Raw genomic sequence first — 12,868 nt, 5'->3', positions numbered from 1 at the left:
CCCGAGCAACCCCTGGGGACGTCCATGCAGATCCATCAACTCCCCTACGCCGACCCGGGGGTGCCCGACGTCCGGTCGGGCACCCGGTTCCTGATCTGGCTCGGGCGCATGCAGCTCGGCGGGCAGGTGCGATCGCTGCTGTGGGGCCTGCTGCTCCAGCTGTCCATCGCCGGTCTGCCGATCGGCGTCGGCCTGGCCGTGCAGGCCGTCATCGACCGCGACGGCGGCGGCCTCGCGCTCGGCTGCGGTGTGCTCGTGGCGCTCGGCGCCGGCATCGCCGTCGGCGACACGATGCAGCACCGCACCGCCGTCACCAACTGGATCACCGCCGCCGCGCGGGTCCAGCAGCTCCTCGCCCGCAGGACCGCCGCGCTGGGCTCGCTGCTGACGCGGCGGGTCGCGGCCGGCGAGGTCGTCGCCGTCTCCACCGGAGACGTCGAGAAGATCGGCTGGTTCGTGGAGGCGTTCTCGCGGTTCTCCGCCGCCGTCCTCACCCTGCTGGCCGTCTGCGTCGGGCTCGTCGTCTACGAGCCCGCGCTCGGCGCCGTCATCGCGGTGGGCGTCCCGGCGCTCGCCCTGGCCGCGCTGCCACTGCTGCCGCGCGCGACCCGCCGGGCCGACGAGCAGCGCGAGAAGGCCGGCAAGGCCACCGAGCTGGCCTCCGACACCGTCGCCGGGCTGCGCGTGCTGCGCGGCATCGGCGGCGAGGAGCTGTTCCTCGCCCGCTACCGGGCCGCCTCCCAGGAGGTCCGCCGGACGGCCGTGCGCAGCGCCCGCATGTGGGCGCTGATCGCCGCCGTGCAGGTGCTGCTGCCGGGCCTGCTGCTGATCGCCGTGGTGGTGTACGGGGCGGGCCTGGCGCTCGACGGCCGGATCACGGTCGGCGCGCTGGTCACGGTCTACGGCGCGGTGGCGCTCACCCACCATCCGCTGCGGAACGTGGAGGAGATCGCCATGGCGTACGCCTTCTCCCGGCCTTCGGCGAAGCGCGCGGCGCGGGTCCTGGCGCTCAGCCGCACCACCGATCCCGGCGGCGGGTCCGGTGACCGCGCCCGCGAGGCGTCCGGCGACCTGTACGACCCGGTCACCGGTCTCATCGCCCCCGCCGGGCAGCTCACTGCCGTGGTGTGCGGGGACCCGGACGCGGCCGGCCGGCTCGCGGACCGGCTCGGCGGGCATCCGGCCGAGCCGGGCGACGACCACGTCTCCGTCCGGCTGGGCGGGGTGCCGCTGGACGAGCTGTCCCTCGACGCGGCCCGCACGGCCGTCCTCGTCCAGGACAAGGAGCCGGTGCTGCTGTCGGGCACCCTCCGCGAGCTGCTCGACGTGCCCTCGTCCGGCGGCGTCCGGCCGGAGGACGCGCTCGCCGCCGCCCAGTGCGACGACGTCCTCGACGCGCTCGCGCAGGCGTCGGCGGACAGCGAGGGCGACCCGATGCGGACCCCCATCACCGAGCGGGGCCGCTCGCTCTCCGGCGGGCAGCGCCAGCGTCTCGCCCTGGCCCGGTCCCTGGTGACCGACCCCGAGGTGCTCGTCCTCGACGAGCCGACCTCGGCGGTCGACTCGCACACCGAGTCCCGGGTCGCGGCCGGCGTCCGCAAGCTGCGCTCCGGCGCGACCACCGTGGTGCTGGCCTCGTCGCCGCTCCTCCTGGACCTGGCGGACCGGGTGGTCCTGGTCCACGAGGGCCGGGCCGTCGCCCACGGCACCCACCGCGCGCTCCTGGCGGACGAGCCCCGCTACCGGGCGGTCGTCACCCGGGAGACCGACGACGAGCACGCCGCGGCGACGCCGGAGGGGTCTCCCGACCGCTCCCGTACGGCCCGGCGTGTCGCAGCACTGGAAGGGGAAACCGCATGATCGGCCTGGCGCCGCCCGCGTACGACCCGGCGGCCCCCACCACCGCCACCACCCTCCCCGTCGCCGCCTCCGCGACGGTCCGCGCCTACGTCGGCGGCCTGCTGCGGCGGCACCGCAAGGCGTTCGCGCTGCTCGTCGGGGTGAACGCGGTCGCCGTGATCGCGTCGATGGCGGGGCCGTACGTCCTCGGCCAGGTGGTCGACCGGCTCGCCGACGGCGCCCGGGAGCTCCATCTGGGCGGCGCGGTGGCGGTGTTCGCCGTCGCGCTCGCGGTGCAGACGGTCTTCACGCGGCTGGTCCGGCTGCGCGGGGCGATGCTCGGCGAGGAGATGCTCGCCGACCTGCGGGAGGACTTCCTGGTCCGCGCGGTCGGACTGCCGCCGGGTGTCCTGGAGCGGGCCGGCACCGGCGATCTGCTCTCCCGGATCACCACCGACGTGGACCGGCTGTCCAACGCGATGCGGGAGGCCGTGCCGCAGCTCGTGATCGGCGTGGTCTGGGCGGGACTGCTCGTCGGCGGGCTCGCCCTCACGGCGCCGCCGCTCGCCCTGGCCGTGGTGATCGCGGCCCCGCTGCTGATCGCCGGCTGCCGCTGGTACTTCAGGCGGGCGCCCTCCGCCTACCGCTCGGAGGCGGCCGGGTACGCGGCGGTCGCCTCCGCGCTCGCCGAGACCGTCGACGCGGGCCGCACGGTCGAGGCGCACCGGCTCGGCGCGCGCCGGGTGGCGCTCTCGGACCGGCGGATCCAGGAGTGGACGCGCTGGGAGCGGTACACCCTCTTCCTGCGGTCGGTGCTCTTCCCGGTCGTCAACCTGACGCACATCGCGGTGCTGTGCGGCGTCCTCGCCATCGGCGGGGTGTGCGTCTTCCGGGGCTGGATGGACGTGGGGCAGCTGACGACCGGCGCGCTGCTCGCGCAGATGCTGGTGGACCCGGTCGGGATCGTGCTGCGCTGGTACGACGAGCTCCAGGTGGCGCAGGTGTCGCTGGCGCGGCTGGTGGGCGTGCGGGACATCGAGCCGGAGCCGGGCGACGCGGCGGTGCGGCCCGACGGCCGGTCGGTCGAGGCGGCCGACGTGCGCTTCGGGTACCGGGAGGGGGTGGACGTGCTGCACGGCGTGTCCCTCGCGGTGGCTCCGGGCACCCGGCTCGCGCTGGTCGGCCCCTCCGGGGCGGGCAAGTCGACGCTGGGCCGGCTCCTCGCGGGCATCTACGGCCCGCGCGCCGGCGAGGTCACGCTCGGCGGCGCCGAGCTGGCGCGGATGCCGGCCGAGCGGGTCCGCGAGCACGTGGCGCTGGTCAACCAGGAGCACCACGTCTTCGTCGGCACGCTCCGCGACAACCTGCTGCTCGCCCGTCCGGAGGCCGGTGACCCGGAGCTGTGGGCGGCGCTGGCGGCGGTGGACGCGGAGGAGTGGGCGCGGGGTCTCGACGCGGGCCTGGACACCGAGGTCGGTTCGGGCGGCCGGGCGCTGACCCCGGCGCAGGCCCAGCAGGTCGCGCTGGCCCGCCTGGTCCTGGCCGATCCGCACACCCTGGTCCTGGACGAGGCGACCTCGCTGCTGGACCCGCGCGCCGCGCGCCATCTGGAGCGCTCGCTCGCGCGGGTCCTGGACGGGCGGACGGTGGTGGCGATCGCGCACCGGCTGCACACCGCGCACGACGCCGATCTGATCGCGGTGGTCGAGCACGGCCGGATCAGCGAGCTGGGCAGCCACGACGACCTCGTCGGGGCGGACGGCGCGTACGCGGCGCTGTGGCGCTCCTGGCACGGCTGAGCCGGGCCAGGAGCGGGAGCCGGGGGGGGGGGGGGCGCCCGCCGCCCCGGGGCCCGCCCCCCCCCCCCCCCCGCCCCCCCCCCCCCCCCGGCCCAACCCCCGCGCCGGGGCCGCCGCCGCGGGGGGCGGGGGGGGGGGGGGGGGGGGGGGGGGGGGGGGGGGGGGGCCGGCCCCCCCCCCCCCCCCCCCGGTCCGCGGTCAGACGCCCGCGATCGACTGGATCCAGGAGCGGTAGGCCGTCACGTTGGTGTAGGCGGTGGTCGTCTGGCGGTCGCTGGTGGAGGCGACCCCGACCTGGATGCCGTTGGCCATCATCGGGCCGCCGGAGTCCCCGCCGGCGGTGATGCCGTTGCCGCGCCGGGCGCAGATGGCCGAGCCGTTGTACGCGTCACGGCAGCCCCCGGTCACCGTCACGTTGGCGACCTTGAGGTAGCGGGACTGGCAGTTGGCCTCGGAGCCGCACTGGGAGGTGGCGCCCCAGCCGTAGACCTGGACGCTCTGTCCGACGCTCACGGAGCCGGGCTGGCCGAGCCGGGCGTAGGTGGCCGTCACGGAGCGGTCCAGGCGCACCAGCGCGAGGTCGGAGCTGTGGGTGTAGGTCTGGACGCCGTTGGCGAGGGTCCCGCCGCTGTGCTGGTCGAGGCTGCCGATCCGGAAGGACAGTCCGCCCCCGGTGACGCAGTGCTTGGCCGTGAGGATCCAGGTGGGGGCGATGATCGTGGCCGAACAGGTCTCGCGGCCGTTGGAGAGGAGCCGGGCCGCCCAGGGGCCGCTCGTGGCCTGGCCGCCGCCGATGATCGGCTGCACGGCGACGGCGTCGGCGCGGGCGGGCGCCTGCTCCGACGCGGTGGCGGCGGGCGCGAAGAGGGCGAGCACGGAGAGCGCGGCGGCGGCGGCCGACGCCCATATGCGGTGCGTACGCAAGGTTCCTCGTCTCCGACGGCACACGGAAGTGCCGCCTGTGGGGGGGAGTGGGTGGAACCAGGGTCGTCACGCGCGGGGCCCCCGGGTAATCCCGTTCGGCCATAACACCGCGTTATCCCCGCGCGCGGGCCGCGTCGGAAGAATCAGAAGAAGCCGAGCGCGGAGGCTCCGCCGACCCCGCCGAGGAGCATGAAGACCGGCATGAGGACCTTCAGCTCCACCCAGCTGCCGGCCCGGAAGCGCATCCCCTTCGGCGGGCCGATGGGGTACCAGCGCTTGCGGGCGATGGGGATCGGCCAGAGGATCGGGCAGCCGGAGACGGTGAGCGCGTCGCCGATGTCGTGGACGAGGGCGCCGAGGACGACTGGCAGGCCCAGCCACAGGTACTCCTGGCCGGGGGCGGTGAAGAGCCAGTCCGAGCCGTTGCCCGGCTGGTCGAGGACGCCGGCGAGGATCCAGGCGCTGGTCGCGCCGAGCAGCCAGACCAGGATGTCGCTGGACATCCTGGCGGCCCGCCACAGCAGCCCCTCGACGGCGAGGACGAGGTGGACGAAGAGGATCGCGAGGACCGCCCAGCGCCCGCCGGTGACGGCCGCGGCCGAGCAGCCGCCGCCGATCAGGACGGCCCACAGCCAGGTGTGGGTGAGGGTGCGGTGGCCGCCGGTGCGGCGCGAGTCCTGGGGGCTGCGGGTCGCCTTGTAGACGGCGTACGACAGCTTGTCGACGACCTCGCACAGGATCCGGGAGACCGGGCCGAAGGCGCGCGAGATGGTGGCCGACTTGTGGTCGAGGTCGGGGGCGAGGGCCGCGCCGGCGCAGATCAGGGCGCCGACCAGGAGCACCGGCCAGGGCATCGGGTGGTCCAGGGCGGCCGCGGCGGCTCCCACGCCCAGCCAGGCCGCCGCTCCGGACAGCGAGTGCGCGGGTCCCATCATGGTCGGTGTCGCCCCGTTTCTCCCCTGCCGGCGCCGAGTTGACGACCGGTCGACGGAGCAGCCTATCGGGCGTGATCTTCGCGTTCGACGGCCGGTTCCCTCATCCGGGCGGAATGCAGGCAAGATGGGGACGTGACCCTTATCGATCAGCTGCCGCCGACCGCCGACCCCGACGCCCTCTTCGAGGCCTTCTCCGCCTGGGCCGAGGAGCGCGGCATCTCGCTCTACCCGGCACAGGAGGAGGCGCTGATCGAGGTGGTCTCGGGGGCGAACGTCATCCTGTCGACGCCCACGGGGTCCGGGAAGTCGCTGGTGGCCGCGGGGGCGCACTTCACGGCGCTCGCCAACGACCAGGTCACCTTCTACACGGCGCCGATCAAGGCGCTGGTGTCGGAGAAGTTCTTCGACCTGTGCAAGATCTTCGGCACCGAGAACGTCGGCATGCTGACCGGCGACGCGTCCGTGAACGCGGACGCGCCCGTCATCTGCTGTACGGCGGAGGTGCTGGCCTCGATCGCGCTGCGCGACGGCAAGGACGCGGACATCGGCCAGGTCGTCATGGACGAGTTCCACTTCTACGCCGAGGCGGACCGGGGGTGGGCCTGGCAGATCCCGCTGCTGGAACTCCCCCAGGCGCAGTTCGTGCTCATGTCGGCGACGCTCGGCGACGTGTCGATGTTCGAGAAGGACCTGACCCGGCGCACCGGCCGCCCCACCTCGGTGGTCCGTTCGGCGACCCGGCCGGTGCCGCTCTCGTACGAGTACCGGTTCACGCCCATCACCGACACGCTGACCGAGCTCCTGGAGACCAGGCAGGCGCCCGTCTACATCGTGCACTTCACGCAGGCGCAGGCGGTCGAGCGGGCGCAGTCGCTGATGAGCATCAACATGTGCACGCGCGAGGAGAAGGACAAGATCGCCGAGCTGATCGGCAACTTCCGCTTCACCACCAAGTTCGGCCAGAACCTCTCGCGGTACGTGCGGCACGGGATCGGTGTGCACCACGCCGGCATGCTGCCGAAGTACCGGCGGCTGGTGGAGAAGCTGGCGCAGGCGGGCCTGCTGAAGGTGATCTGCGGGACGGACACCCTCGGCGTCGGCGTGAACGTGCCGATCCGCACGGTGCTCTTCACCGCCCTCACCAAGTACGACGGCAACCGGGTGCGGACGCTGCGCGCCCGTGAGTTCCACCAGATCGCGGGCCGGGCCGGCCGGGCCGGCTTCGACACCGCCGGCTTCGTGGTGGCGCAGGCTCCCGAGCACGTCATCGAGAACGAGAAGGCGCTGGCGAAGGCCGGCGACGACCCGAAGAAGCGCCGCAAGGTGGTCCGGAAGAAGGCGCCCGAGGGCTTCGTCGCCTGGAGCGACACGACCTTCGAGAAGCTGCAGACCGCCGAGCCGGAGCCGCTGACCTCCCGCTTCAAGGTCACCAACATCATGCTGCTGTCGGTGATCGCCCGCCCGGGCAACGCCTTCGAGGCGATGCGCAAGCTCCTGGAGGACAACCACGAGCCGCGCCGCAACCAGCTCCGGCACATCCGCCGGGCCATCGCGATCTACCGCTCGCTGCTCGACGGCGGTGTGGTGGAGCAGTTGGAGACGCCGGACGCGGAGGGCCGCACGATCCGGCTGACCGTCGACCTCCAGCAGGACTTCGCGCTGAACCAGCCGCTGTCCACCTTCGCGCTGGCCGCGTTCGACCTGCTCGACCCGGAGTCCCCGTCGTACGCGCTCGACATGGTCTCGGTGGTGGAGTCGACGCTGGACGATCCGCGCCAGATCCTCGCCGCCATGCAGAACAAGGCGCGCGGGGAGGCCGTCGGGCAGATGAAGGCGGACGGCGTCGAGTACGAGGAGCGGATGGAGCGGCTCCAGGACGTCTCGTACCCGAAGCCGCTGGAGGAGCTGCTCTGGCACGCGTACAACGTGTACCGGAAGTCGCATCCGTGGGTCGGCGACCACCCGGTGTCGCCGAAGTCCGTCATCCGTGACATGTACGAACGGGCGATGACCTTCACCGAGTTCACCTCGCACTACGAGCTGGCGCGGACCGAGGGCATCGTGCTGCGGTACCTGGCGAGCGCGTACAAGGCGCTCGACCACACCATCCCGGACGACCTGAAGACGGACGACCTGGAGGACCTGATCGCCTGGCTGGGCGAGATGGTGCGCCAGGTGGACTCCTCGCTGCTCGACGAGTGGGAGCAGCTGGCGAACCCGGAGGTCCAGACGGCCGAGGAGGCGCAGGAGAAGGCCGACCAGGTCAAGCCGGTCACGGCGAACGCCCGCGCCTTCCGGGTGCTGGTGCGCAACGCGATGTTCCGGCGGGTGGAGCTGGCGGCGCTCGACAAGGTCGGCGAGCTGGGCGAGCTGGACGGCGAGTCCGGCTGGGACGCGGACGCGTGGGGCGAGGCGATGGACGCGTACTGGGACGAGTACGACGACCTGGGCACGGGCCCGGACGCGCGCGGTCCGAAGCTGCTCGCGATCGAGGAGGACGCGGCGCACGGCCTGTGGCGCGTCCGGCAGACCTTCGCCGACCCGAACGGCGACCATGACTGGGGCATCGGCGCGGAGGTGGATCTCGCCGCCTCCGACGAGGAGGGGCGGGCGGTCGTCCGCGTGACGTCCGTCGGACAGCTGTAGAGGAGTTCAGTCGTGACCAATCCCGCCGAGAGGCTGGTCGACCTGCTCGATCTGGAGCGGATCGAGGTGAACATCTTCCGCGGCCGCAGCCCGCAGGAGTCGCTCCAGCGGGTCTTCGGCGGGCGGGTCGCCGGCCAGGCGCTGGTGGCGGCCGGGCGGACGGTGGACGCGGACCGGCCGGTGCACTCGCTGCACGCCTACTTCCTGCGGCCGGGCCGGCCGGGCGTGCCGATCGTCTACCAGGTGGAGCGGGTGCGGGACGGGCGGTCGTTCACCACCCGCCGGGTCACGGCGGTCCAGGAGGGGCGGACGATCTTCAATCTGACGGCCTCCTTCCACCTGCCGGAGGAGGCGGGCTTCGAGCACCAGCTGCCGCCGAGGCACCTGGTGGACCCGGAGAGCCTGCCGAGGCTGGCGGACGAGGTCCGCGACCACCTCGGCGGGCTGCCGGAGTCGATGGAGCGGATGGCGCGGCGGATGCCCTTCGACATCCGCTACGTCGACCGGCTGCGCTGGACGAAGGACGAGGTCGAGGCCGCGGACCCGCGCAGCGCGGTGTGGATGCGCGCGGTGGGACCGCTGGGCGACGACCCGCTGGTGCACACCTGCGCGGTGACGTACGCCTCCGACATGACCCTGCTGGACGCGGTGCGGATCCCGGTCGAGCCGCTGTGGGGCCCGCGCGGCTTCGACATGGCCTCGCTGGACCACGCGATGTGGTTCCACCGTCCCTTCCGGGCCGACGAGTGGTTCCTGTACGAGCAGGAGTCCCCGGTCGCGACCGGCGGCCGGGGACTGGCCCGGGGCCGGATCTACGACCGGGAGGGCCGGATGCTCGTCTCGGTGGTCCAGGAGGGCCTGTTCCGCTCCCTGGGCTGACCGGTCACTCGTACTCGGTGCCGCCCTTGCGGGTCAGGTAGGCCGGGCTGACCGCCTTGGCGACGGCCCGGCCCCCGGTGACCGGGCTGTACCGCTCGACGGCCGGCCGGACGACGACGCCCTCCCGCAGGTGGGCGGAGCCGCCGGAGACGGTCTCGGCGCCGCTCGCGTGGGCGAGGACGGTGTCGAGGTCGTACGGGCCCTCGTACAGGCGCGGCACGAGCGGGACCTCGCCGGGCTCCAGGACCTGGACCGGGTCGAGCCAGCGGACCTGTCCGTCGATCTCCGCGGAGATGTCGAAGAGGGCGTAGCCGACGGCCTCGCGGCGGGCGTCGGCGCCGTAGGCGAGGTCCTGCACGCCGGAGCCGTACACCTCGCCGAAGAAGCCGACGCGGGTGGCGCCCAGGCGGGCGGCGAGCCGCTCGGCGACGGCGGGCAGGCCGTGCGCGTGGACGGCGCGCCAGTACAGGTTGCGCGGGTCCTCCTGGAGTGCGAGCCCCTTGGCGCCGAAGCCCTTGGACGAGACGTGCGTCCGGCCGCCGTCGGCGACGTGGGTGAGCAGGCAGGCGGTGCCGTGGATCTTCTCGGTGAGGACGACCTCCTCGCCGGGCTCGAAGATGCCCGGGTAGCGGTGGAGGTTCTCGATGTCCACCCAGGGCAGCAGATCGGGGGCGACCTCGACGTCCCCGCTCATGGTCGGCGGGATCGGCGGCACCCACTTGGTGATCCCGAGCGTCTCCGCGAAGTCGGTGCCGTCGGCGGCGGCCCGGTCCAGGTCGACGCCGGACAGGGCGCCGGGCCGGCAGACGATCCCCTGCGACAGCTCCCCGCGCAGCCGCACCGCCTTCACCCGGTCCGAGGCCTTCCCGGCCAGCCGCCCGGTCAGCCCGAGCTCGTCGACGAGCGCGGCGGGCAGCACGGCCTGCTCCGGGATGTAGACGGCGGTGTCCCCGCTCCGGTACGCGCCCTTGGCGACGACGGCCCGGTAGAGCCCGACCTGCGCCAGTTCGAGGGCGTCGGCGTTCGGGTGCGGATGGACGGTGAGGACTTCGGCGGTGACGCGCAGGGTGGACATGGTGTCAGGACTCCGGTCGTTCGGCTGGCTCGGGTTTCGCTCTCATCGCCGATCATCCTGACGGACCGTGAAATCCCTGCCCACGGCTTTTGCCGTCTGGTAACGTCGCGATCTTCGCCGGGCGCCGCCCGGACGGAGTCCCGTCAGGACCACGCCGTGGCCTCTCCCGCACTGACCTCCGCCCTCCGTCGCGTCGACGCCGTCTTCGGCGGCATGACGGCCCCCGCCGAGGGGTGCACGTACTGCTACGGGGAGGAGCACCTGGCGCTGCTGGCGGTGCCGGGCGCGCCGCTGGGGGACGACCTGCTGGGCCCGTTCTTCCACGAGGTGCCCAGCCACTTCCCCGACCATCCGGCGGTGGTCCGGCGGCTGCTGCCGGAGGTCTTCGCCCGTCTCGCGGCCGGGCGGGTGGACGGCATGGGGTTCATGCCCACCGGGCTCGGCCGGGTCGCCTGGCAGACGTGGCCGGCCGAGCAGGCCGCGGCGATCGCGGGCTTCCTCGACACGTGGTGGCGGGAGACCCTCGCCGATCCGGCACCCCGGCAGGGCGTGAACGCGGTGTGGGAGCTGTCCGTGGACTTCCACCAGGCGGTCGCCCCGCTCCTCGACGTGTGGGCCGCCGCGCCCCGGGGCGGCGTCGAGGAGCAGCACCTGGCGGACTTCGTGGAGCGCTGGATCGACGACCTGCTCTGGGACCAGGTCATCGGTTGGTCGGCGGACGAGTCCCTCCTCGACGAGCTCCGGGTCTGGCTCGTCGGGCACGCCGTCGACCGGCTCTCCGGTCACCCCGACCCGCTGCTCGTCCGCAAGGTCGCGCTGCTGGCACTCGGCGAGGAGGAGCGGGACGCCGCCTTCGCGGAGCTGGTCGCCCCGGCCGGGCGGGGCGGGCCCGCCGCCACGTGACGTAAGCGGGGCGAGAGGGTCTAGGACTCCAGGCCCGGGAGGGTGTCCTGGTCGACCTCGTGGCGGCGGGCGCGGATGTCGGGGGCCGGGGGGTGGAGCTTGGCGTCGCAGGTGGGCCCCAGTCCCGTACGGCGGGAGTCCGCTCCGGTCAGCGGACGGCCGCAGAGGCGGCAGCGGACGAGGCGCCGCGACGCGCCCGGGGCGGAATCGACCGCGATTGCCAGGTGTTCTTCACTCATGTTGTCATCTACGCCTTAGTCTCGACGAGGAGCTCCCCCCATGAGTCTGTACGACATCCCGCTGAAGAACCTGGCCGGTGAGCCGGTCTCCCTGGCCGACTACCGGGACAAGGCCGTGCTGGTCGTGAACGTGGCGTCCAAGTGCGGTCTCACCCCGCAGTACGAGGGGCTGGAGCGGCTGCAGAAGGCGTACGGGGAGCGCGGGCTGACCGTGGTCGGCGTCCCCTGCAACCAGTTCCTCGGTCAGGAGCCCGGTTCGGCGGAGGAGATCCAGAGCTTCTGCTCGACGACGTACGGCGTCACCTTCCCGCTGCTGGAGAAGATCGAGGTCAACGGCGACGGCCGGCACCCGCTCTACACCGAGCTGACCCGCGTCGCGGACGCCGACGGCGAGGCCGGCGACGTGCAGTGGAACTTCGAGAAGTTCCTGATCTCCGCCGACGGCACCGTCACCCGCTTCCGTCCGCGCACCGAGCCGGAGGCCGCCGAGGTCGTCGCGGCGATCGAGGCGCTCCTCGTCTGAGGCCCTCCGAGGCCTTCGCGGGGTGGTGCCGGGCCGGGGTCCGGCACCACCCCTGGGGTACGATCATCGGGTTCCGCACACGGCGACCGGAGGAGGTGGGTTCCATCCGCACGACGCAGGCAGGATGCTCCCTCTCGACGGCCGTTCCGGCGGTCCGCTCGTAGCGGTGGTTCGGTCGTGGTGACCGAGGGAGCCTCCCCGTGGCTTCCCGGAAGGTCTTTCATGACGCTCGACCCCGCTCTCCCCCTCCGCTCCTCCACCGTCTCCCGACTCCGCGCCGCGGGCTGCGTGTTCGCCGAGGACGAGGCGGAACTCCTCTTCTCCGCCGCCCGTGACGCCGCCGAGCTCGACATCCTCGTCGAGCGGCGCGCGGCCGGCCTCCCCCTGGAACACGTCGTCGGCTGGGCGGACTTCGCCGGCCTGCGCATCACCGTCGAACCGGGCGTGTTCGTGCCCCGGCGGCGCACCGAGTTCCTGGTCGAACGGGCCGTCGCACTGGCCGCGCCCGGCGCGCTCTGTGTCGACCTGTGCTGCGGCTCGGGCGCGGCCGGCGCGGTGCTCCTCTCCGCGGTGCCGGACGCCCGCGTGTACGCGGCGGACATCGAGCCCGCGGCGGTGGCGTGCGCGCGCCGCAACATCGAGCCGCGCGGCGGCCTGGTCCTAGGCGGCGACCTCTTCGACCCGCTGCCCGCGCAGCTGCGCGGGCGGGTCGAGGTGCTGGTCGCCAACGTGCCGTACGTCCCGACCGAGGAGGTCGGGCTGCTGCCGCCCGAGGCGCGCGACCACGAACCGCTCGTGGCGCTCGACGGCGGGCCCGACGGGCTCGACGTGCTGCGCCGGGTGGCCGCCGAGGCGCCGCGGTGGCTGGCGCCGGGAGGGCACCTGCTGGTCGAGACGAGCGAGCGGCAGACCGGCGCGGCGGCCGACGCCGTCGCCGCGCACGGGCTGACGCCCCGGTTCGTCTCCTGCGAGGAGCGGTACGCGACCGTCCTCGTCGCGACCCGGCCGGTCTAGGCGGTGTTTTAGAACGCGGTGACCTGCCTGTTTGGCCGTCCGGGGAAGTCTCGGGCGGCCATCCAGATGGTGAGGTCACGGGCGATGTCGTT

11 protein-coding genes are annotated in these 12,868 nt (G+C 73.7%); 7 read left to right on the top strand and 4 right to left on the bottom strand.

Annotation, left to right across the window (positions count from 1 at the left end; translation table 11 throughout):
- The first annotated feature begins 24 nt into the window (after nt 1–24).
- Together ACF1BN_RS22160 and ACF1BN_RS22155 are read left to right on the top strand one after the other, a co-directional pair.
- Nucleotides 25–1,860 carry an ABC transporter transmembrane domain-containing protein gene (locus tag ACF1BN_RS22160; RefSeq protein WP_392333311.1) on the top strand — a complete coding sequence of 612 codons (1,836 nt, stop codon included), beginning with the start codon at nt 25–27 and terminating at the stop codon, nt 1,858–1,860.
- Nucleotides 1,857–3,638: an ABC transporter ATP-binding protein gene (locus tag ACF1BN_RS22155; protein ID WP_392333310.1), complete on the top strand. Its 1,782-nt coding sequence runs from the start codon at nt 1,857–1,859 to the stop codon at nt 3,636–3,638. The genes ACF1BN_RS22160 and ACF1BN_RS22155 overlap by 4 nt, the downstream gene beginning before the upstream one ends.
- Before the next feature lie 198 nt (nt 3,639–3,836).
- Here the strand turns inward: ACF1BN_RS22155 and ACF1BN_RS22150 are convergent, their stop codons facing one another.
- Together ACF1BN_RS22150 and ACF1BN_RS22145 are read right to left on the bottom strand one after the other, a co-directional pair.
- Nucleotides 3,837–4,562 carry a S1 family peptidase gene (locus ACF1BN_RS22150; protein WP_392333309.1) on the bottom strand — a complete coding sequence of 242 codons (726 nt, stop codon included), beginning with the start codon at nt 4,560–4,562 and terminating at the stop codon, nt 3,837–3,839.
- Nucleotides 4,563–4,705: 143 nt separating this feature from the next.
- On the bottom strand, nt 4,706–5,497 hold the full coding sequence (locus ACF1BN_RS22145; RefSeq protein ID WP_392333308.1) for a metal-dependent hydrolase: 792 nt from the start codon (nt 5,495–5,497) through the stop codon (nt 4,706–4,708).
- A gap of 132 nt (nt 5,498–5,629) precedes the next feature.
- Here ACF1BN_RS22145 and ACF1BN_RS22140 point away from each other — a divergent pair, with 132 nt between their 5' ends.
- Nucleotides 5,630–8,143, top strand: a complete 2,514-nt coding sequence (locus tag ACF1BN_RS22140) for a DEAD/DEAH box helicase (protein WP_392333307.1) — start codon at nt 5,630–5,632, stop codon at nt 8,141–8,143.
- A 12-nt stretch (nt 8,144–8,155) separates the two neighbouring features.
- The gene (locus ACF1BN_RS22135; RefSeq protein WP_392333306.1) at nt 8,156–9,022 is read left to right on the top strand and encodes an acyl-CoA thioesterase; all 867 of its coding nucleotides are present in this window, start codon (nt 8,156–8,158) and stop codon (nt 9,020–9,022) included.
- A 4-nt stretch (nt 9,023–9,026) separates the two neighbouring features.
- On the opposite strand, the gene ACF1BN_RS22130 is transcribed toward ACF1BN_RS22135, so the two are convergent.
- Nucleotides 9,027–10,097, bottom strand: a complete 1,071-nt coding sequence (locus ACF1BN_RS22130) for an RNA ligase (ATP) (RefSeq protein WP_392333305.1) — start codon at nt 10,095–10,097, stop codon at nt 9,027–9,029.
- Between the two features lie 156 nt (nt 10,098–10,253).
- Between ACF1BN_RS22130 and ACF1BN_RS22125 the strand changes: the two genes are divergently transcribed.
- Nucleotides 10,254–11,000, top strand: a complete 747-nt coding sequence (locus tag ACF1BN_RS22125) for a hypothetical protein (protein WP_392333304.1) — start codon at nt 10,254–10,256, stop codon at nt 10,998–11,000.
- A gap of 20 nt (nt 11,001–11,020) precedes the next feature.
- Here ACF1BN_RS22125 and ACF1BN_RS22120 read toward each other — a convergent pair whose 3' ends face one another.
- Complete coding sequence (locus ACF1BN_RS22120) at nt 11,021–11,239, bottom strand: DUF6011 domain-containing protein (RefSeq protein WP_392333303.1); 219 nt, start codon at nt 11,237–11,239, stop codon at nt 11,021–11,023.
- Between the two features lie 40 nt (nt 11,240–11,279).
- Here ACF1BN_RS22120 and ACF1BN_RS22115 point away from each other — a divergent pair, with 40 nt between their 5' ends.
- Both ACF1BN_RS22115 and ACF1BN_RS22110 read left to right on the top strand, forming a co-directional pair.
- Nucleotides 11,280–11,762, top strand: coding sequence for a glutathione peroxidase (locus ACF1BN_RS22115; protein ID WP_392333302.1), 483 nt, complete (start codon nt 11,280–11,282; stop codon nt 11,760–11,762).
- Nucleotides 11,763–11,984: 222 nt separating this feature from the next.
- Nucleotides 11,985–12,776, top strand: coding sequence for a putative protein N(5)-glutamine methyltransferase (locus ACF1BN_RS22110; protein WP_392333301.1), 792 nt, complete (start codon nt 11,985–11,987; stop codon nt 12,774–12,776).
- Nucleotides 12,777–12,868: the final 92 nt, after the last annotated feature.

This window comes from Streptomyces sp. NPDC014861 (assembly GCF_043081625.1).
Taxonomy (GTDB): Bacteria; Actinomycetota; Actinomycetes; order Streptomycetales; family Streptomycetaceae; genus Streptomyces.
This window is presented reverse-complemented; position numbering and strand designations above follow the sequence as displayed.

Coding starts and splice junctions, on each gene's coding strand:
- ACF1BN_RS22160 (WP_392333311.1), top strand. CDS start 25: ATGCAGATCCATCAACTCCCCTACGCCGACCCGGGGGTGCCCGACGTC.
- ACF1BN_RS22155 (WP_392333310.1), top strand. CDS start 1,857: ATGATCGGCCTGGCGCCGCCCGCGTACGACCCGGCGGCCCCCACCACC.
- ACF1BN_RS22145 (WP_392333308.1), bottom strand. CDS start 5,497: ATGATGGGACCCGCGCACTCGCTGTCCGGAGCGGCGGCCTGGCTGGGC.
- ACF1BN_RS22130 (WP_392333305.1), bottom strand. CDS start 10,097: ATGTCCACCCTGCGCGTCACCGCCGAAGTCCTCACCGTCCATCCGCAC.
- ACF1BN_RS22120 (WP_392333303.1), bottom strand. CDS start 11,239: ATGAGTGAAGAACACCTGGCAATCGCGGTCGATTCCGCCCCGGGCGCG.
- ACF1BN_RS22115 (WP_392333302.1), top strand. CDS start 11,280: ATGAGTCTGTACGACATCCCGCTGAAGAACCTGGCCGGTGAGCCGGTC.
- ACF1BN_RS22110 (WP_392333301.1), top strand. CDS start 11,985: ATGACGCTCGACCCCGCTCTCCCCCTCCGCTCCTCCACCGTCTCCCGA.